The 13,816-nt window shown below is 70.7% G+C and carries 11 protein-coding genes; 5 read left to right on the forward strand and 6 right to left on the reverse strand.

Annotated elements, in window-relative coordinates:
* The first annotated feature begins 25 nt into the window (after positions 1-25).
* The gene (locus JN22_RS28845) at positions 26-1,963 is read left to right on the forward strand and encodes an O-linked N-acetylglucosamine transferase, SPINDLY family protein (RefSeq protein WP_085557144.1); all 1,938 of its coding nucleotides are present in this window, start codon (positions 26-28) and stop codon (positions 1,961-1,963) included.
* 291 nt (positions 1,964-2,254) lie between these two features.
* Complete coding sequence (locus tag JN22_RS28850; protein ID WP_223677933.1) at positions 2,255-3,052, forward strand: DUF2189 domain-containing protein; 798 nt, start codon at positions 2,255-2,257, stop codon at positions 3,050-3,052.
* Between the two features lie 59 nt (positions 3,053-3,111).
* Here JN22_RS28850 and ntrX read toward each other — a convergent pair whose 3' ends face one another.
* The 6 genes from ntrX to JN22_RS28880 form a co-directional block, all read right to left on the reverse strand.
* Complete coding sequence (gene ntrX, locus JN22_RS28855; RefSeq protein WP_085557146.1) at positions 3,112-4,512, reverse strand: nitrogen assimilation response regulator NtrX; 1,401 nt, start codon at positions 4,510-4,512, stop codon at positions 3,112-3,114.
* On the reverse strand, positions 4,502-6,820 hold the full coding sequence (locus JN22_RS28860) for a sensor histidine kinase NtrY-like (protein WP_085557147.1): 2,319 nt from the start codon (positions 6,818-6,820) through the stop codon (positions 4,502-4,504). Before JN22_RS28860 ends, ntrX begins: the two co-directional genes overlap by 11 nt.
* Positions 6,821-6,987: 167 nt before the next feature.
* Complete coding sequence (ntrC, locus tag JN22_RS28865; RefSeq protein ID WP_085557148.1) at positions 6,988-8,433, reverse strand: nitrogen regulation protein NR(I); 1,446 nt, start codon at positions 8,431-8,433, stop codon at positions 6,988-6,990.
* A complete protein-coding gene (locus JN22_RS28870; RefSeq protein ID WP_085557149.1) occupies positions 8,433-9,614 on the reverse strand; it encodes a two-component system sensor histidine kinase NtrB in 1,182 nt (393 codons plus the stop codon). Before JN22_RS28870 ends, ntrC begins: the two co-directional genes overlap by 1 nt.
* Positions 9,614-10,600 (reverse strand): tRNA dihydrouridine synthase DusB, encoded by a 987-nt coding sequence (gene dusB / locus JN22_RS28875; RefSeq protein WP_085557150.1) that lies wholly within the window; start codon positions 10,598-10,600, stop codon positions 9,614-9,616. The genes JN22_RS28870 and dusB overlap by 1 nt, the downstream gene beginning before the upstream one ends.
* A 152-nt stretch (positions 10,601-10,752) precedes the next feature.
* The gene (locus JN22_RS28880) at positions 10,753-11,583 is read right to left on the reverse strand and encodes a cytochrome C assembly family protein (RefSeq protein WP_085557395.1); all 831 of its coding nucleotides are present in this window, start codon (positions 11,581-11,583) and stop codon (positions 10,753-10,755) included.
* Positions 11,584-11,781: 198 nt separating this feature from the next.
* Here JN22_RS28880 and JN22_RS28885 point away from each other — a divergent pair, with 198 nt between their 5' ends.
* From JN22_RS28885 to JN22_RS28895, 3 genes are read left to right on the forward strand one after another with little or no spacing between them, the layout of a single operon-like run.
* Positions 11,782-12,951, forward strand: a complete 1,170-nt coding sequence (locus JN22_RS28885) for a bifunctional 2-C-methyl-D-erythritol 4-phosphate cytidylyltransferase/2-C-methyl-D-erythritol 2,4-cyclodiphosphate synthase (RefSeq protein WP_085557151.1) — start codon at positions 11,782-11,784, stop codon at positions 12,949-12,951.
* A gap of 58 nt (positions 12,952-13,009) precedes the next feature.
* Positions 13,010-13,513 (forward strand): CinA family protein, encoded by a 504-nt coding sequence (locus tag JN22_RS28890; protein ID WP_085557152.1) that lies wholly within the window; start codon positions 13,010-13,012, stop codon positions 13,511-13,513.
* 36 nt (positions 13,514-13,549) lie between these two features.
* A complete protein-coding gene (locus tag JN22_RS28895) occupies positions 13,550-13,738 on the forward strand; it encodes a 4-oxalocrotonate tautomerase (RefSeq protein WP_085557153.1) in 189 nt (62 codons plus the stop codon).
* Positions 13,739-13,816 lie beyond the last annotated feature (78 nt).

Genomic DNA, 13,816 nt, shown 5'->3' on the forward strand with positions numbered 1-13,816 from the left:
GTGACGATGTCGGAGCGGTCGAACCATGCACACCCCGAAGCGCCCAGCCGGGAAGCAGCCCACGCCCGCCGACCTGCGGGACGCCCAGCAGAAGCTCGACGGCGCCGTCGCCGCCGCCCAGCAGGGCCGGTTCGCCCAGGCCGCCAAGCTGTTCGAGCAGGCCGCGCGGCGCGTGCCGCTGACGCCGTCGATGGCCGGGTTCGGGCGCGACCTCCAGGTCGCGATCGGCAACCAGGCCTTTGCGGAACAGCGCTTCCGCGACGCGCTCGCCGGATTCGAGGCGGCGCGCCGCTACGATCCCGCCCACCCCGGCGTGCTGCTGAACATCGGCAACAGCCTGATGAGGATGGGCGCCTTCGAGCGCGCGGCGGCGGCCCTGGCCGACACGCTGGCCGTCCAGCCCGGCAACCCGGAGGCGCTGCGCAGCCTGTCCGCGGCCCTCTTCCAGCTCGGCGCGCTGGACCGGGCGGAACGGACCGGCCGGATCGCCGCCGCCGTCTCTCCCGAGGCGCCGGCCGTCTGGTTCAACCAGGGCACCATCCTGAAAGGCCGGAAGCGGCTTGACGCCGCCATCGCGGCCTACCGCCGGACGCTCGCGCTGGCCCCCGGCCACGCGGCGGCCGAGGTCGCGCTGATCCAGGCGAAGCAGCAGGCCTGCGACTGGTCGGGCTTCGACGACGACGCGGCATCCCTGGAGGCGATCGCCACGCGCGGCCTTCCCGTGCAGGCGGCGATGCTGCTCTCCCACAAGGTCCGGCCCCCGGCGCTGCTGGCGGCGGCGCGCGCCCACGCCGCGACGATCCCTTCGGCCCCCCCGCGCCGCAAGGCGGCCAGGCGGGCCGCCACCATCACGGTCGGCTATCTCTCCGACGATTTCCGCCAGCATCCGGTGGCCCATCTGCTGGCCGAGGTGCTGGCCCTGCACGACCGGACGCGGTTCCGGATCGTCGCCTACAGCTACGGCCCGGACGACCAGGGCGAGGAGCGGCGGCGCATCCGCGAGGGGGTGGACCGTTTCGTCGACATCGACGCCCTTCCCAGCGAGGCCGCCGCCGAGGCGATCCGCCGCGACGGCGTCGACATCCTGGTCGACCTGAAAGGCTACACCGGCCGCGCCCGGCCGGAGATCCTCGCCCTGCGCCCGGCCCCGGTGCAGGTCAGCTATCTGGGCTATCCGGGAACCATGGGGGCGGCCTGGATCGACTGCATCCTCGCCGATTCCGTGGCGCTGCCGCCCGAGCTGGAAGCCGGATTCAGCGAGGCGGTCGCCCGCCTGCCCGGCTGCTTCCTGCCGCGCGACCGGCGCAACCACGCCGGAGCCCCGCCGCCCCGCTCGGCCTGCGGCCTGCCGGACGACGCCTTCGTGCTGGCCTGCTTCAACGCCGCGCACAAGATCACCCCGGACATCTGGGCGGTGTGGATGACGCTGCTGCGCGACATTCCCGACGCGGTGCTGTGGTTGCCCCGCCCGGTCCCCGAGGCCGAGCGGAACCTGCGCGGCGCGGCGCTGGCCCATGGCGTCGCGGCGGAGCGCCTGATCCTCGCCCCCTGGGTCGAACGGCTCGACGACCATCTGGCGCGGCTGCAACAGGCCGATCTGGTGCTCGACACCCTGCATTACGGGGCCCACACCACGGCCAGCGACGCGCTGTGGGTCGGCGTGCCGATGGTGAGCTGTCCGGGCGAGACCTTCCAGTCGCGGGTGGGCGCCAGCCTGCTGCACGCGGCCGGGCTGTCCGGTTTCGTGGCGGGATCGCTCGACGGCTACGCGGAGACGGTGCGCTCCTGGGCCGGACGGCGCGCCGAACTTCGCGCGCTGCGGGAGGATTTGCGGAGCCGGCGCGACGGCAACCCCGTCTTCGACATGCCGGCGCACACGCGGGCGCTGGAGGCGGCCTATCTCAGGATGCTGGAGGACTGGCAGCGCGGAGACCGGCCGACCTCCTTCACGCTTCCCGCCTGAACGGAGCCGCCGGCGGTATTCTTCGCCATGCTCACAGTTCGTCACGCGCATTGGTCGTATACGAACGTTGTCGGATGCGGGCCGCCATCGGCGGGAGTAGGCTGGCCGGTGATCGTGGTTCGGTCCACCCCGCACCAAGCCCCGCGCCAAGGCGACCGGCCGGACGTCGCGCCGACCCGCATCGACCGCCGGACCGAACCCTTCGCGACATCGCGTTCACCCCCGCCCCACCGCAGATCGCTGTGGAGCGGACGGGATGAAGGAGATCGGACGATGGCACGACGATGGTCCATGCCCCACATGCCGAGCCGGCATCTGGCCGACATGGTGATGGTCCCCACCAACCCCGTTGTGCGCCGCATCCGCGCCCGCGACCTGCGGGACGCGCTGGCGCTGGGCTGGCGGGACTTCCTGGCGTCGCCGACGCAGCTTCTCTTCCTCGGCGTCATCTACCCGCTGGTCGGTCTGGTCGCCGGGCGGGCGGCCTATGGCGGCGACCTGCTGCCGCTGTTCTATCCGCTGGTCGCCGGACTGGCCTTCGTCGGTCCGCTCGCCGCGGTCGGCCTCTACGAGCTGAGCCGGCGGCGCGAGCGCGGACAGCCGGTGTCCTGGCTCAACACGCTGGACGTCTTCCGCTCCCCGGCGATCTGGTCGATCGCGGCGATGGGGCTGATGATGCTGACCCTGTTCGTGCTGTGGCTGGGCGCGGCGCAGATCGTCTACGACCGGACGCTGGGCACGCTGCACCCGGCCTCGGCCGGCGATTTCGTCCGCCTGATGCTCGAAACGCCGGAAGGCTGGCGGATGATCCTGCTCGGCAACCTCGTCGGGCTGGCCTTCGCCATCGTCGCGCTGGCGCTGAGCGTCGTGTCCTTCCCGATGATGCTGGACCGTCAGGTCGACTGGATCATCGCCATGCAGACCTCGATCCGCGCGGTGATGGCCAACCCGCGGTCCATGGCGCTGTGGGGCGCCATCGTCGTCGCGGCGCTGGTCGTCGGCTGCCTGCCGGCCTTCGTCGGGCTGGCGGTCGTCATGCCGGTGCTGGGGCACGCGACCTGGCACCTCTACCGGCGCACGGTCGGGTGATCCCCGCGCCTGAGGAACCGTCCTGAGAGACGGCCGGCCCCAACGGGCCGGCTGTCCCCTCACTCGATGAACAGCTTGCCCTTCTCGCTGCCGTGGACGCCGAGCGACTTCAGCTTGCGGTGCAGGGCCGAGCGCTCCATGCCGACGAAGGAGGCGGTGCGCGAGATGTTGCCGCCGAAGCGGGTGACCTGGGCCAGCAGATACTCGCGCTCGAAGACCTCGCGGGCCTCGCGCAGCGGCAGCCCCATGATCTCGCCGCCCTTGTCCCATTTCAGGACGGTCGGCGTGATGGCGCCGATCTCCGGCGGCAGGGTGTCGGCGCGGATCGGCTCCTTGGGATCGCCCTGCGCCATGATCAGCAGCCAGTCGACCACGTTGCGGAGCTGGCGCACGTTGCCCGGCCAGTCGTAGGCCTGGAGCGCCGCCATGGCGTCCTCGCCGAACTCGCGGACCGGCAGGCCCGACGCCTCGGCGGAGCGCTGCATGAAGTGGCGGGCCAGCAGCGGGATGTCCTCGCGCCGCTCGGCCAGCGACGGCACGCGGATCGGCACCACCGACAGGCGGTAGAAGAGGTCCTGGCGGAAGCGCCCCTGCTCGATCTCGGCCTGGAGGTCGCGGTTGGAGGTGGCGATGACGCGGACGTCGACCTCGACCCGCTGGCCGCCGCCGACCCGCTCGAACACCTGCTCCTGGAGGGCGCGGACGATCTTGCCCTGGGTTTCCAGCGGCATGTCGGCGACCTCGTCGAGCAGCAGCGTGCCGCCGTGGGCCTGCTCGAAGGTGCCGATCTTGCGGCCCATGCCGTCGACCCCGGCCTCGGTGCCGAACAGCTCCATCTCCAGCCGCTCCGGCCGCATGGTGGCGCAGTTCAGCCCGACGAAGGGGCCGGTGTTGCGGCGCGAGCGGGCGTGGATCAGCCGGGCCACCACCTCCTTGCCGGAACCGGCCGGGCCGGTGATGAGCACGCGGCTGCCGGTTGGGGCGACCTTCTCGATGCTCTGGCGCACCTGGTTGATCGGCGAGGAGCGGCCGACCAGCTCGACGTCGCCGCCGGCGCGCAGCCGCAGCTCCTGGTTCTCGCGCTTCAGCCGGGAGGCCTCGATGGCGCGCTCGACCATCAGCAGCAGCCGGTCGGCCTTGAAGGGCTTCTCGATGAAGTCGTAGGCGCCGACCTTGATCGCCTGGACGGCGGTCTCGATGTTGCCGTGGCCCGAGATCATGATGACCGGCAGGTTGGCGTGGTCGCGCATCAGCTGTTCCAGGATCTGCAAGCCGTCCAGGCGGCTGCCCTGGAGCCAGATGTCGAGCACGACCAGGCTGGGCCGCCGCGCCGCGACCTGGGCGAACGCCTGGTCGGCGTCGGCCGCCTCGCGGGTCTTGATGCCTTCGTCGTTCAGGATGCCGGTGATCAGCATCCGGATGTCGGCTTCGTCGTCGACGACCAGAATGTCATGCGCCATGGGCTGCGTGCCTCGTCTCTTCGCCGGTCTCCGCCGGCCTGTCGTCGCGTCCGCCGGGCTCCGCCACGGCCGCAACAGGGTGCGGAATCACCAGGGTGACGCGGGCCCCGGCCGCACCGACGCGGTCCTCCAGGGTCAGCACGCCGCCATGGTCCTCCATGATCTTCTTCACGATGGCGAGCCCCAGGCCGGTGCCCTTGGCCCGCGTCGTCACGTAGGGTTCGGTCAGCCGGTCGCGCTGCTCGTCGGTCGGCAGGCCCTTGCCGTTGTCCTCGACCACCACCGTCACCTTCTCCGCGTCGCCCTCGACGGCGATGGAGACCTCGCCGGGCGGCAGGGGCGAGCCGTCCGGGGACGGGCCGCGCCCCTCGATGGCGTCGGCGGCGTTCTGCAACAGGTTGGTCAGCGCCTGCGAGATCTGCCGGCTGTCGCAAGCGACGGTCAGCGGCCCCGACGGCAGATGCGGGTCGAAGCGGATCTTCCCGGCGTGCGCGCTCGATTGCAGGAACACCGCCTGCCGGACCAGATCGTTGAGGTTGCAGGGCTTCATCACCGGCTGCGGCATGCGCGCGAAGGCCGAGAACTCGTCCACCATGCGCCGGATGTCGTCCACCTGGCGGACGATGGTGTCCGTGCACATGGTGAAGACCTCGGTGTCGCTGGTGATCTCCTTCAGGTACTTGCGGCGCAGGCGCTCGGCGGAAAGCTGGATCGGCGTCAGCGGGTTCTTGATCTCGTGGGCGATGCGCCGCGCCACGTCGGCCCAGGCCGCCTTGCGCTGGGCGGACGCCAGTTCGGTGATGTCGTCGAAGGTCACGACGTAGCCGCGCACCTCGCCGCCCCGCCCCTCGGCCGCGATGCGGACCAGCAGGGTCAGCGTCGTCTTGCCGGCGCGCCGTATCTGGATCTGGTCCTGCAACACCCGGCCCGGCCGCTTCGGCGCGTTCTCCAGCAGTTCGGCCATCTCCGGCGACAGGTCGGCCAGCGAGCGGCCGACCAGCGTGTCGGGGTCCTCCACCCCCAGCAGGCGGGCGGCCGACAGGTTCGGCAGGTTGATGAAGCCGTCGGCGTCGAGCCCGAGCACGCCGGCCGAGACACCCGACAAGACCGTCTCGGTGAAGCGGCGGCGCTCGTCGAGCAGCCGGTTGGTGGAGAGCAGCTCGCGCCGCTGGCCCTCGATCTCGGTGGTCATGCGGTTGAAGGCGCGCGACAGCAGGACGAACTCGTCCTCGCCCGGCGGCTCCGACACGCGGACGGTGAGGTCGCCGGCCCGCACCCGCTCGGCGGCGCCGATCAGCGCGCTGATCGGCTTGGCCAGCCGGGTGGCGAAGTTCAGACCGGCCCACACCGCCGCCAGCAGCAGCAGCATCGCCACCACCAGGAAGAGCAGCGTGAAGGTGATCTGGAGGCTGCCGCGCTGGCTTTCCAGCGCCGCGTACTCCCTCACCGCCCCCTCGGCCGAGGCCATGTGCGACAGCACGCGCGGCTCGACCATGCGGCCGACATAGAGGAAGGTGTCGGTCATCCGGTCGAGGCTGACCAGCGCGCGCACGCGGTCGTCGTTCTCGCTGATGATGAGGGCGACCTCGCCGCGGCGGGCGAGATTCACCTTCTCCTCGGGGATCGGGTCGAATTCGAGGGTGAAGGTGTAGCCGGACCGCGCCAGGATGGCCCCGGTCGTGCCGTTGAAGACGATCGCCTCCGACAGCGCGCGCAGCATCGCCTGGGTGGTGACGATCTGCTCGAAGCGCTGCGGGTCGCTCGACAGGCGGGTTTCCTGCGACAGGTCGTTGGCCATCGCCAGCGCGTCGGCGCGGATGTTCTGCTGGTGCTCGTGCAGGTAGGCGCTGGCGACGGCCAGCGATTCATTGACCGCCGTGCGCACCCGGTCGCTGAACCAGCTCTGCACGCCCACATAGAAGAACAGGGTGGAGAAGACCGCCATGATGATGGCCGGCGCCACCGCCAGCAGGCTGAACACCAGCACCAGCCGGGAATGCAGCCGCGACCCCGCCAGACCGCGCCGCCGCCCGATCCAGATCATCACGATCCGCCGCGAGATCAGCACGCCCAGCGTCAGCAGCAGCGCCAGATCCAGCGTCAGCAGCAGCGTCACCGTGCGCGGGTTCGACTGCACGAAGGGGCCGCTCTCGGTCATCGCGGCGTAGGTCGCGAAGCCGGCGGCCAGCGCCGCCAGCGACAGCGCGAAGGCCAGCCGCTTGCCAAGGCCGACCCGCGTCGACCAGCGGAGGAACTGCTGCCACAACGGCGTGGAGGGCGGCGTGGGGGTTTCGGTGGTTGACGACATGGTCCGGCGCAAATCTGTTGCCGGAAAGATACACTTCTGTTGCTGCACTGCCAAGCGACAACCGCTCTGCCTTTCGGACAGGCCAGCCGTCATGCCCAAAGGGGGTGGGACTGGACGACCGGCCTGTCACAAAAATGGCACGCCCCATGGGATCGGGGCGAATCGGCTCACTTGATGCCGCGCATCACCTGGATGTCGAGATCGCGGATCTTCTTGCGCAGGGTGTTGCGGTTCAGCCCGAGGAGCTGCGCCGCCTTGATCTGGTTGCCGCGGGTCGCCGACAGGCTGAGCGAGATCAGCGGCCGCTCGATCTCGCGCAGCACGCGGTCGTACAGGCCGTTGGAGGGCATGCCATCCTTGTGGGCGGCGAAATAGTCCTTCAGGTGCCGCTCGACGGCCGAGGACAGGCCCTCGCTCTGCGGCTCCTCCACCGGCTGGGCGGCCGGGGTGGCGTCGGCCAGCTCGGCCTCCACCACGTCGAGGCTGATGACCTCCTGCGAATAGAGCGCGGCCAGCCGGCGGACGAGATTCTCCAGCTCGCGCACGTTGCCCGGCCAGCGGTAGCGCTTGAGCCGGTCCATGGCGCCCTGGTCGATGCTCTTGGCCGGCAGGCCCTGGCTGATGCCGATGTTCAGGAAATGCCGGACCAGCAGCGGGATGTCCTCGGTCCGCTCGCGCAGCGGCGGGAGGCGGATCGGCACGACGCACAGGCGGTAGAACAGATCCTCGCGGAACAGCCCCTGGCGGATCAGCGTGCGCAGGTCGCGGTGGGTCGCCGCGATGATGCGGACGTCGGTCTTGATCGGGGTGCGGCCGCCGACCGTGGTGTACTCGCCCTCCTGCAACACGCGCAGCAGGCGGGTCTGCGCGTCGAGCGGCATGTCGCCGATCTCGTCGAGGAACAGGGTGCCGCCCTGCGCCTGCTCGAAACGGCCGGTCGAACGGTTGGTGGCGCCGGTGAAGGCGCCCTTCTCGTGGCCGAACAGCTCGGACTCGATCAGCTCGCGCGGGATGGCCGCCATGTTGATGGCGACGAAGCCGCCGTTGCGGCGCTTGCCGTAATCGTGCAGCGCGCGGGCCACCAGTTCCTTGCCGGTGCCCGACTCGCCGGTGATCATCACCGTCAGGTCGGTGCCCATCAGGCGGGCGAGCACGCGGTAGATTTCCTGCATCGCCGGCGAACGGCCGATCAAGGGAAGCTGCTCGTCCCCGTCGGCGTCGCCGTTCGCCACCGGGGCCGGCGGCGTGTTCGAGTTCAGCGCCCGTTCGACGACCGACACCAGCTCCTTCAGGTCGAAGGGCTTGGGCAGATACTCGAAGGCGCCGCGCTCGGCCGCCTTGACGGCGGTGATCAGCGTGTTCTGCGCGCTCATCACGATGACGCGCATCTCGGGGCGCAGCTTCTTGATGCGCGGGATCAGGTCCAGCCCGTTCTCGTCGGGCATCACCACGTCGGTGATGACCAGATCGCCCTGCCCGTCCGCCACCCAGCGCCACAGCGTGGCGGCGTTGCCGGTGGTGCGGACCTCGTGGCCGAGGCGGGCGAGCGCCTGGGTAAGCACGGTGCGGATGGCGCGGTCGTCATCCGCGATCAGAATGGTCGCCGCAGTCATCAACGCCCCCCCCGAACGCCCCGAACCCGCGAGACGGCCTGGGAAATCTGCGATTCATCATACATGGGCAGCGACACCTTGAAGACGGTCCGGCGCGGCTGGCTGTCGAACTCGATGGTTCCGCCATGATCGCCGATGAGTTTCGCCACCAATGCAAGACCAAGGCCAGTCCCGTTGACTTTGCTGGTCACGAAGGGATCGAACAGGTTCGACTGCAAGTCTTCCGGAATCCCGTCGCCGTTATCCTGAACCGAGACCTGGAGCGGCAGATGCAGCCGGGTGTCGCCACCCGGAAGCGCCATGCGGACGCCGTGCTGGTAGGCGGTGGTCAGCGTGATCTCGCCGCCCGTTTCCGGGGCAGCCTCTGCCGCATTTTTGATCAGATTCAGAAAAACCTGCACAAGTTGGTCGCGATTGCCGTAAACCGGAGGCAGGGACGGGTCGTAACGCTCGACAAAGCGTATTTTTCGGGCAAAGCCGCTCTGGGCGATGGTGCGCACATGCTCCAGCACCGTGTGGATGTTGACGGCGGTCCGTTCCAGCGGGCGCTCGTCGGAGAACACCTCCATCCGGTTGACCAGCGCCACGATGCGGTCGGCCTCGTCGCAGATCAGCCGGGTCAGCACACGGTCCTGGTCGTGCGCGTTCTCCTCCAGGAGCTGGGCGGCGCCACGGATGCCCGACAGCGGGTTCTTCACCTCGTGCGCCAGCATCGCCGCCATCGCGGTGACCGAGCGGGCGGCGTGGCGGTGGGTCAGCGAGTTGTCGATCTTCCGCGCGATGGAACGCTCGTGCACCGTCACCAGCACATGGTCCGGCGGGTCGCCCATCGCCGCGACCTGCACCGTCACATGGTGTGGGCCGATGCGCGGGGTGTCGATGACGACGCCCTCCTGCGACACCCGGCGGCTGCCGCGCCGCACCTGCTCGATCAGCCCCATGACCGGGCTGTCGGGCGGCAGCAGCTCCGCCAGGGCCATGCCCTCCAGGACGCTGGCCGACAGGTCGAAGAACTCCTGCGCCTCCAGATTGACGAAGCGGACCTCGCCCTCCCCGTCCACCACCAGGACCGGATCGGGCAGCCCGTTCAGCACGACGGACGCGTCGATCTTCCCCGGACGCGTCCCGCCGGCGCGGGGACGGCGGCGCGGCGCGGATGCTGCGGTCGGCACGGAATCCATCAAGCGGCCATCCTTTCGATTGCCGGGTCGTAGAAAGCGCGGATGTGGCGGCGCACCGCCTCGGGGTCCGACAGGCGGTTGACCTCCTGGCGGAACTCGTTCGAGCCGCGCAGGCCGGTCGAATACCAGGAGACGTGCTTGCGGGCGACGCGCAGGCCGCCCTCGGCGCCGTAATGGACCAGCATCGCCTCGAAATGCTCCAGCAGCGTGTCGCGCTGCTCCTCCAGCGACGGGTCGGGCAGCCGCTCGCCGGTGGCGAGGTGGCGCATGACCTGCGCCGGGAACCAGGGGCGTCCATAGGCGCCGCGCCCGATCATCACGCCGTCGGCGCCGGATTCGGCCAGCGCGCGGTCGACATCCTCCAGCGTCGTGATGTCGCCGTTGACGACCAGCGGGATCGACACGGCCTCCCTTACCTTGCGGACGAAGCTCCAGTCGGCGGAGCCGGTGTAGAACTGCTCGCGGGTGCGGCCATGGACCGTCACCATCTTGATGCCGCACTCCTGCGCGATGCGCGCCAGCGCCGGGGCGTTGCGGTTGGTTTCGTCCCAGCCGGTGCGCATCTTCAGCGTCACCGGGATGGACACCGCCTTGACGGTGGCCTCCAGGATGCGCGCGGCGTGGATCTCGTCGCGCATCAGGGCGGAGCCGGCGTGGCCGTTCACCACCTTCTTGACCGGACAGCCGAAATTGATGTCGACCAGGGCGGCGCCGCGGTCCTCGTTCAGCTTGGCGGCCTCGGCCATCACCTCGGGCTCGCAGCCGGCGAGTTGGACGGCCATCGGGAACTCCTCCGGCTCCGTCTGGACCATACGGAGGGTCTGGCGGTTCTCGCGGACCATCGCGGTGCTGGCGACCATCTCCGACACGACGAGGCCGCAGCCGGCACGCTTGACCAGACGGCGGAAGGGAAGATCGGTGACGCCCGACATCGGCGCCAGGATCACGGGACCGGCGAGCGCAATCGGACCGATGTGTATGGTCATTCGTACCTGCCGCACCTGCCCGCGGGATGGGCAAACAATCGAATTGCCGAGATTTTGTGCAGACTAGCACAAGGATGCGCCAGTGTGCAAGCGCGAAGGCCCGATCGCCCCTCCGCCGACCCCTTCCGCGTCCTTGCCCGCCCGGAAGGCGATCAGGTCCAGGCCGGTTGCCCGACCAGGATGTTGGAGACGAACTTCACGCCCGGATAGGCGAGCGTGAGAAGAAGATAGGCAATCAGAACCATGCGCGCGGCGGTGCGCCCGCGCATGCCGGTGCGGAACTGGGCGATCAGCAGCGCGCCGACCACCGCGAAGGTCGCCAGCGACAGCATGGTCTTGTGGTCGATGCGGAGCGCCGTCCCCTGCTCGAAATACAGCACGGCCATGCCGGTCGCCAGACCGGCGCCCAGCACCACCTCCGACGCCACCAGCAGACCGACCTGGAGCCGCTCGCTCTCCGCCACCGGCGGCAGGAAGCGGGTCAGCGGCGTCGGGCGCTTGGCCTTCAGCGACCGTTCCTGGAGGAAGGCGGCGAGCGAAGCGACGGCGCTGAGCGTCAGCAGGGCGTAGGTGAAGACCGAGATGGCGATGTGCAGGTCGATCCAGATGCCCGGCGCGCCGCCGCGCAGGACCGGAGCCGGCTTGTCCTCGGTCAGGGTCGCCAGCGCGCCGACCGCCAGCAGATAGGGAAAGAGCAGCGGCGACAGCCGCCACGCGCTGCGGTGCAGGGCGCTGAAGCCGACGAACAGCGCCATGCTGGCGGCGACCGTCACCCACAGCGCCGTCGAAAAGCCGGTCTGCCACTGCCCGGCCACCTGCGTCACCGCCCACAGGCCGGGACCGGCGGCGGCCAGCAGCAGCGCCCCCCAGAAGGCCGGCGTCCGCCCCTCGCCCCCCTGCCCGCCGGCGCGGCGGTAGGGATAGACCGAGGCCGGCACCAGCGTGAGCAGCGCCGTGAGGCTCAAGAGAAGATTCTGCGACATGAGGGCGATCATACTCCCGTTGTCCGCCGCCACCGACCGGCTTGCCCGACCCTGCGCGTCACGCTGGCTCATCCACGGTGCCGCCCGTCCACGGGGCGTGGCGGGCGGGTCGCGGGTCTTGGCGGAACCACGGCGACAGGCTAGGCTCCGCCGCGTTCCCGTCAAGTGTCCTCGACGCATGGATATACGGTTCTCACCATGACCCTCTGCATCGCCCTGATCGTCGCCGGCGGCACCGGCCAGCGTTTCGGGGCCGAACGCCCCAAGCAATATCTCGACCTCGCCGGAAAACCCATCCTGCGCCGCACGGTGGAGGCCTTTCTGTCGCACCCGCGTGTGTCCTCGGTCCAGGTCGTCATCGATCCGGCCCGGCGCGATCTGTACGACGCAGCCGTCGCCGGGCTCGGCCTGCCGGAGCCGGTGGCCGGCGGCGCCACGCGGCAGGACTCGGTGCGCAACGGGCTGGAAGCGCTGGCGACACGGGGCGGCTGCGACGCCGTGCTGATCCACGACGCCGCCCGCCCGCTGGTCGACGCCGACACCATCGCGGCGGTGATCGCGGCGCTGGAGCACGCCCCCGGCGCCATCGCCGCCGTTCCGCTGGCCGACACGCTGAAGCGCGGCGCCGACGGAACGGTGGCCGGAACGGTGGACCGCGACGGGCTGTGGCGGGCGCAGACCCCGCAGGGCTTCCGCTTCGCCGACATCCTGGCCGCCCATCGGGACGCCGCCGGCCTGTCCCTGACGGACGACGCGGCGGTGGCCGAGCGGGCCGGGCTGGCGGTGGCGCTGGTGCCCGCCAAGGAGGAGAATTTCAAGGTGACGACCCCCGACGACCTGACCCGCGCCGCGCGCGTCCTGACGGCTTCCCAGGGCGCCTCGCTGGGCGACATCCGCACGGGAACCGGGTTCGACGTCCACCGCTTCACCGACGGCGAGTTCGTCACGCTGTGCGGGCTGCGGGTGCCGCACACGCACGGTTTGGAGGGGCATTCGGACGCCGACGTCGGGCTGCACGCCCTGACCGACGCCATCCTCGGCGCGCTCGCCGCCGGCGACATCGGCAGCCATTTCCCACCGAGCGACCCGCAATGGCGCGGCGCCGACAGCGCCCGGTTCCTGCGCCACGCCGCCGACCTCGTGGCGGCGCGCGGCGGCGTCATCGCCCACACCGACATCACCATCATCTGCGAGCGTCCGAAGGTCGGCCCGCACCGCGCGGCGATGGCCGCCCGCGTCGCCGAAATCCTGGGGATCGCGCCCGACCGGGTCAGCGTCAAGGCGACGACGACGGAACGGCTCGGCTTCACCGGCCGGGGCGAGGGCATCGCCGCCCAGGCGGCCGCCACCATCCGCCTTCCGGGCTGAGCCAAGTCCAGGCTACAGTGCGGGGCCGCACACGAGACGTTCCGGGAGTGCCTTGCCGATGTTTCCCGACACCATCCGCGACCTCGCCGCCCAGACGCTGGCCGAATACGGGCTTGCCGGCTATCTGCTCGCGACGGCGGAATCCTGCACCGGCGGCCTGATCGCCGGGGTGCTGACCGAAATCGCCGGCTCCTCCAAGGTCGTCGACCGCGGCTTCGTCACCTACAGCAACATCGCCAAGACCGAGATGCTGCGGGTGCCGGCCAGCCTGCTGCACGCCCACGGCGCGGTCAGCCCGGAAGTGGCGGTGGCGATGGCGGTCGGCGCGCTCGCCATGTCGCGGGCCGACGTGACGGTCGCCGTGACCGGCGTCGCCGGGCCGGGCGGCGGGTCGGCCGAAAAGCCGGTCGGCCGCGTCTACATCGCCACCGCCGTGCGCGGCGGCGACGCCCGCGCCAAGGAGTACACCTTCCCCGGCGACCGCGAGGCGGTGCGTCTGGCCACCGTCCAGGCGGCGCTGGAACGGCTGCGCGTCGCCCGCCCGGCCCACAGCCTGCGCTGACCGTCCCAACCACCAGCGAATCCGGAGGAAACCCCCATGCCGACCATCAACATCCAGCTCTTCGAGGGGCGGACGCTCGAACAGAAGCGCGAATACGCCAAGGCGCTGACCGAGGCCACCGTGAAGGTGCTCGGCTGCCCGCCCTCGGCGGTGGACATCATCTTTCAGGACGTGAGGAAGAGCGACTGGGCCAGCGGCGGCGTGCTGTGGTCCGACGCCACCTGACCAGGCGCATGGCGCCGACCGGCGGGGCCGCCCGCCGAGCGCCGGCAGGCGCTCCGCCCTTTCCCGGAACGGGAAGGG

It is taken from the genome of Azospirillum agricola, from assembly GCF_020005195.1.
Classification (GTDB): Bacteria; Pseudomonadota; Alphaproteobacteria; order Azospirillales; family Azospirillaceae; genus Azospirillum; species Azospirillum agricola.

Bases quoted from the DNA above. Each gene is read 5' to 3' on its own strand.
- dusB (WP_085557150.1), bottom strand. From the start codon at position 10,600: ATGACCATACACATCGGTCCGATTGCGCTCGCCGGTCCCGTGATCCTG.
- ntrC (WP_085557148.1), bottom strand. From the start codon at position 8,433: ATGACTGCGGCGACCATTCTGATCGCGGATGACGACCGCGCCATCCGC.
- JN22_RS28870 (WP_085557149.1), bottom strand. From the start codon at position 9,614: ATGGATTCCGTGCCGACCGCAGCATCCGCGCCGCGCCGCCGTCCCCGC.
- JN22_RS28880 (WP_085557395.1), bottom strand. From the start codon at position 11,583: ATGTCGCAGAATCTTCTCTTGAGCCTCACGGCGCTGCTCACGCTGGTG.
- JN22_RS28885 (WP_085557151.1), top strand. From the start codon at position 11,782: ATGACCCTCTGCATCGCCCTGATCGTCGCCGGCGGCACCGGCCAGCGT.
- JN22_RS28850 (WP_223677933.1), top strand. From the start codon at position 2,255: ATGCCCCACATGCCGAGCCGGCATCTGGCCGACATGGTGATGGTCCCC.
- JN22_RS28895 (WP_085557153.1), top strand. From the start codon at position 13,550: ATGCCGACCATCAACATCCAGCTCTTCGAGGGGCGGACGCTCGAACAG.
- JN22_RS28845 (WP_085557144.1), top strand. From the start codon at position 26: ATGCACACCCCGAAGCGCCCAGCCGGGAAGCAGCCCACGCCCGCCGAC.
- ntrX (WP_085557146.1), bottom strand. From the start codon at position 4,512: ATGGCGCATGACATTCTGGTCGTCGACGACGAAGCCGACATCCGGATG.
- JN22_RS28890 (WP_085557152.1), top strand. From the start codon at position 13,010: ATGTTTCCCGACACCATCCGCGACCTCGCCGCCCAGACGCTGGCCGAA.
- JN22_RS28860 (WP_085557147.1), bottom strand. From the start codon at position 6,820: ATGTCGTCAACCACCGAAACCCCCACGCCGCCCTCCACGCCGTTGTGG.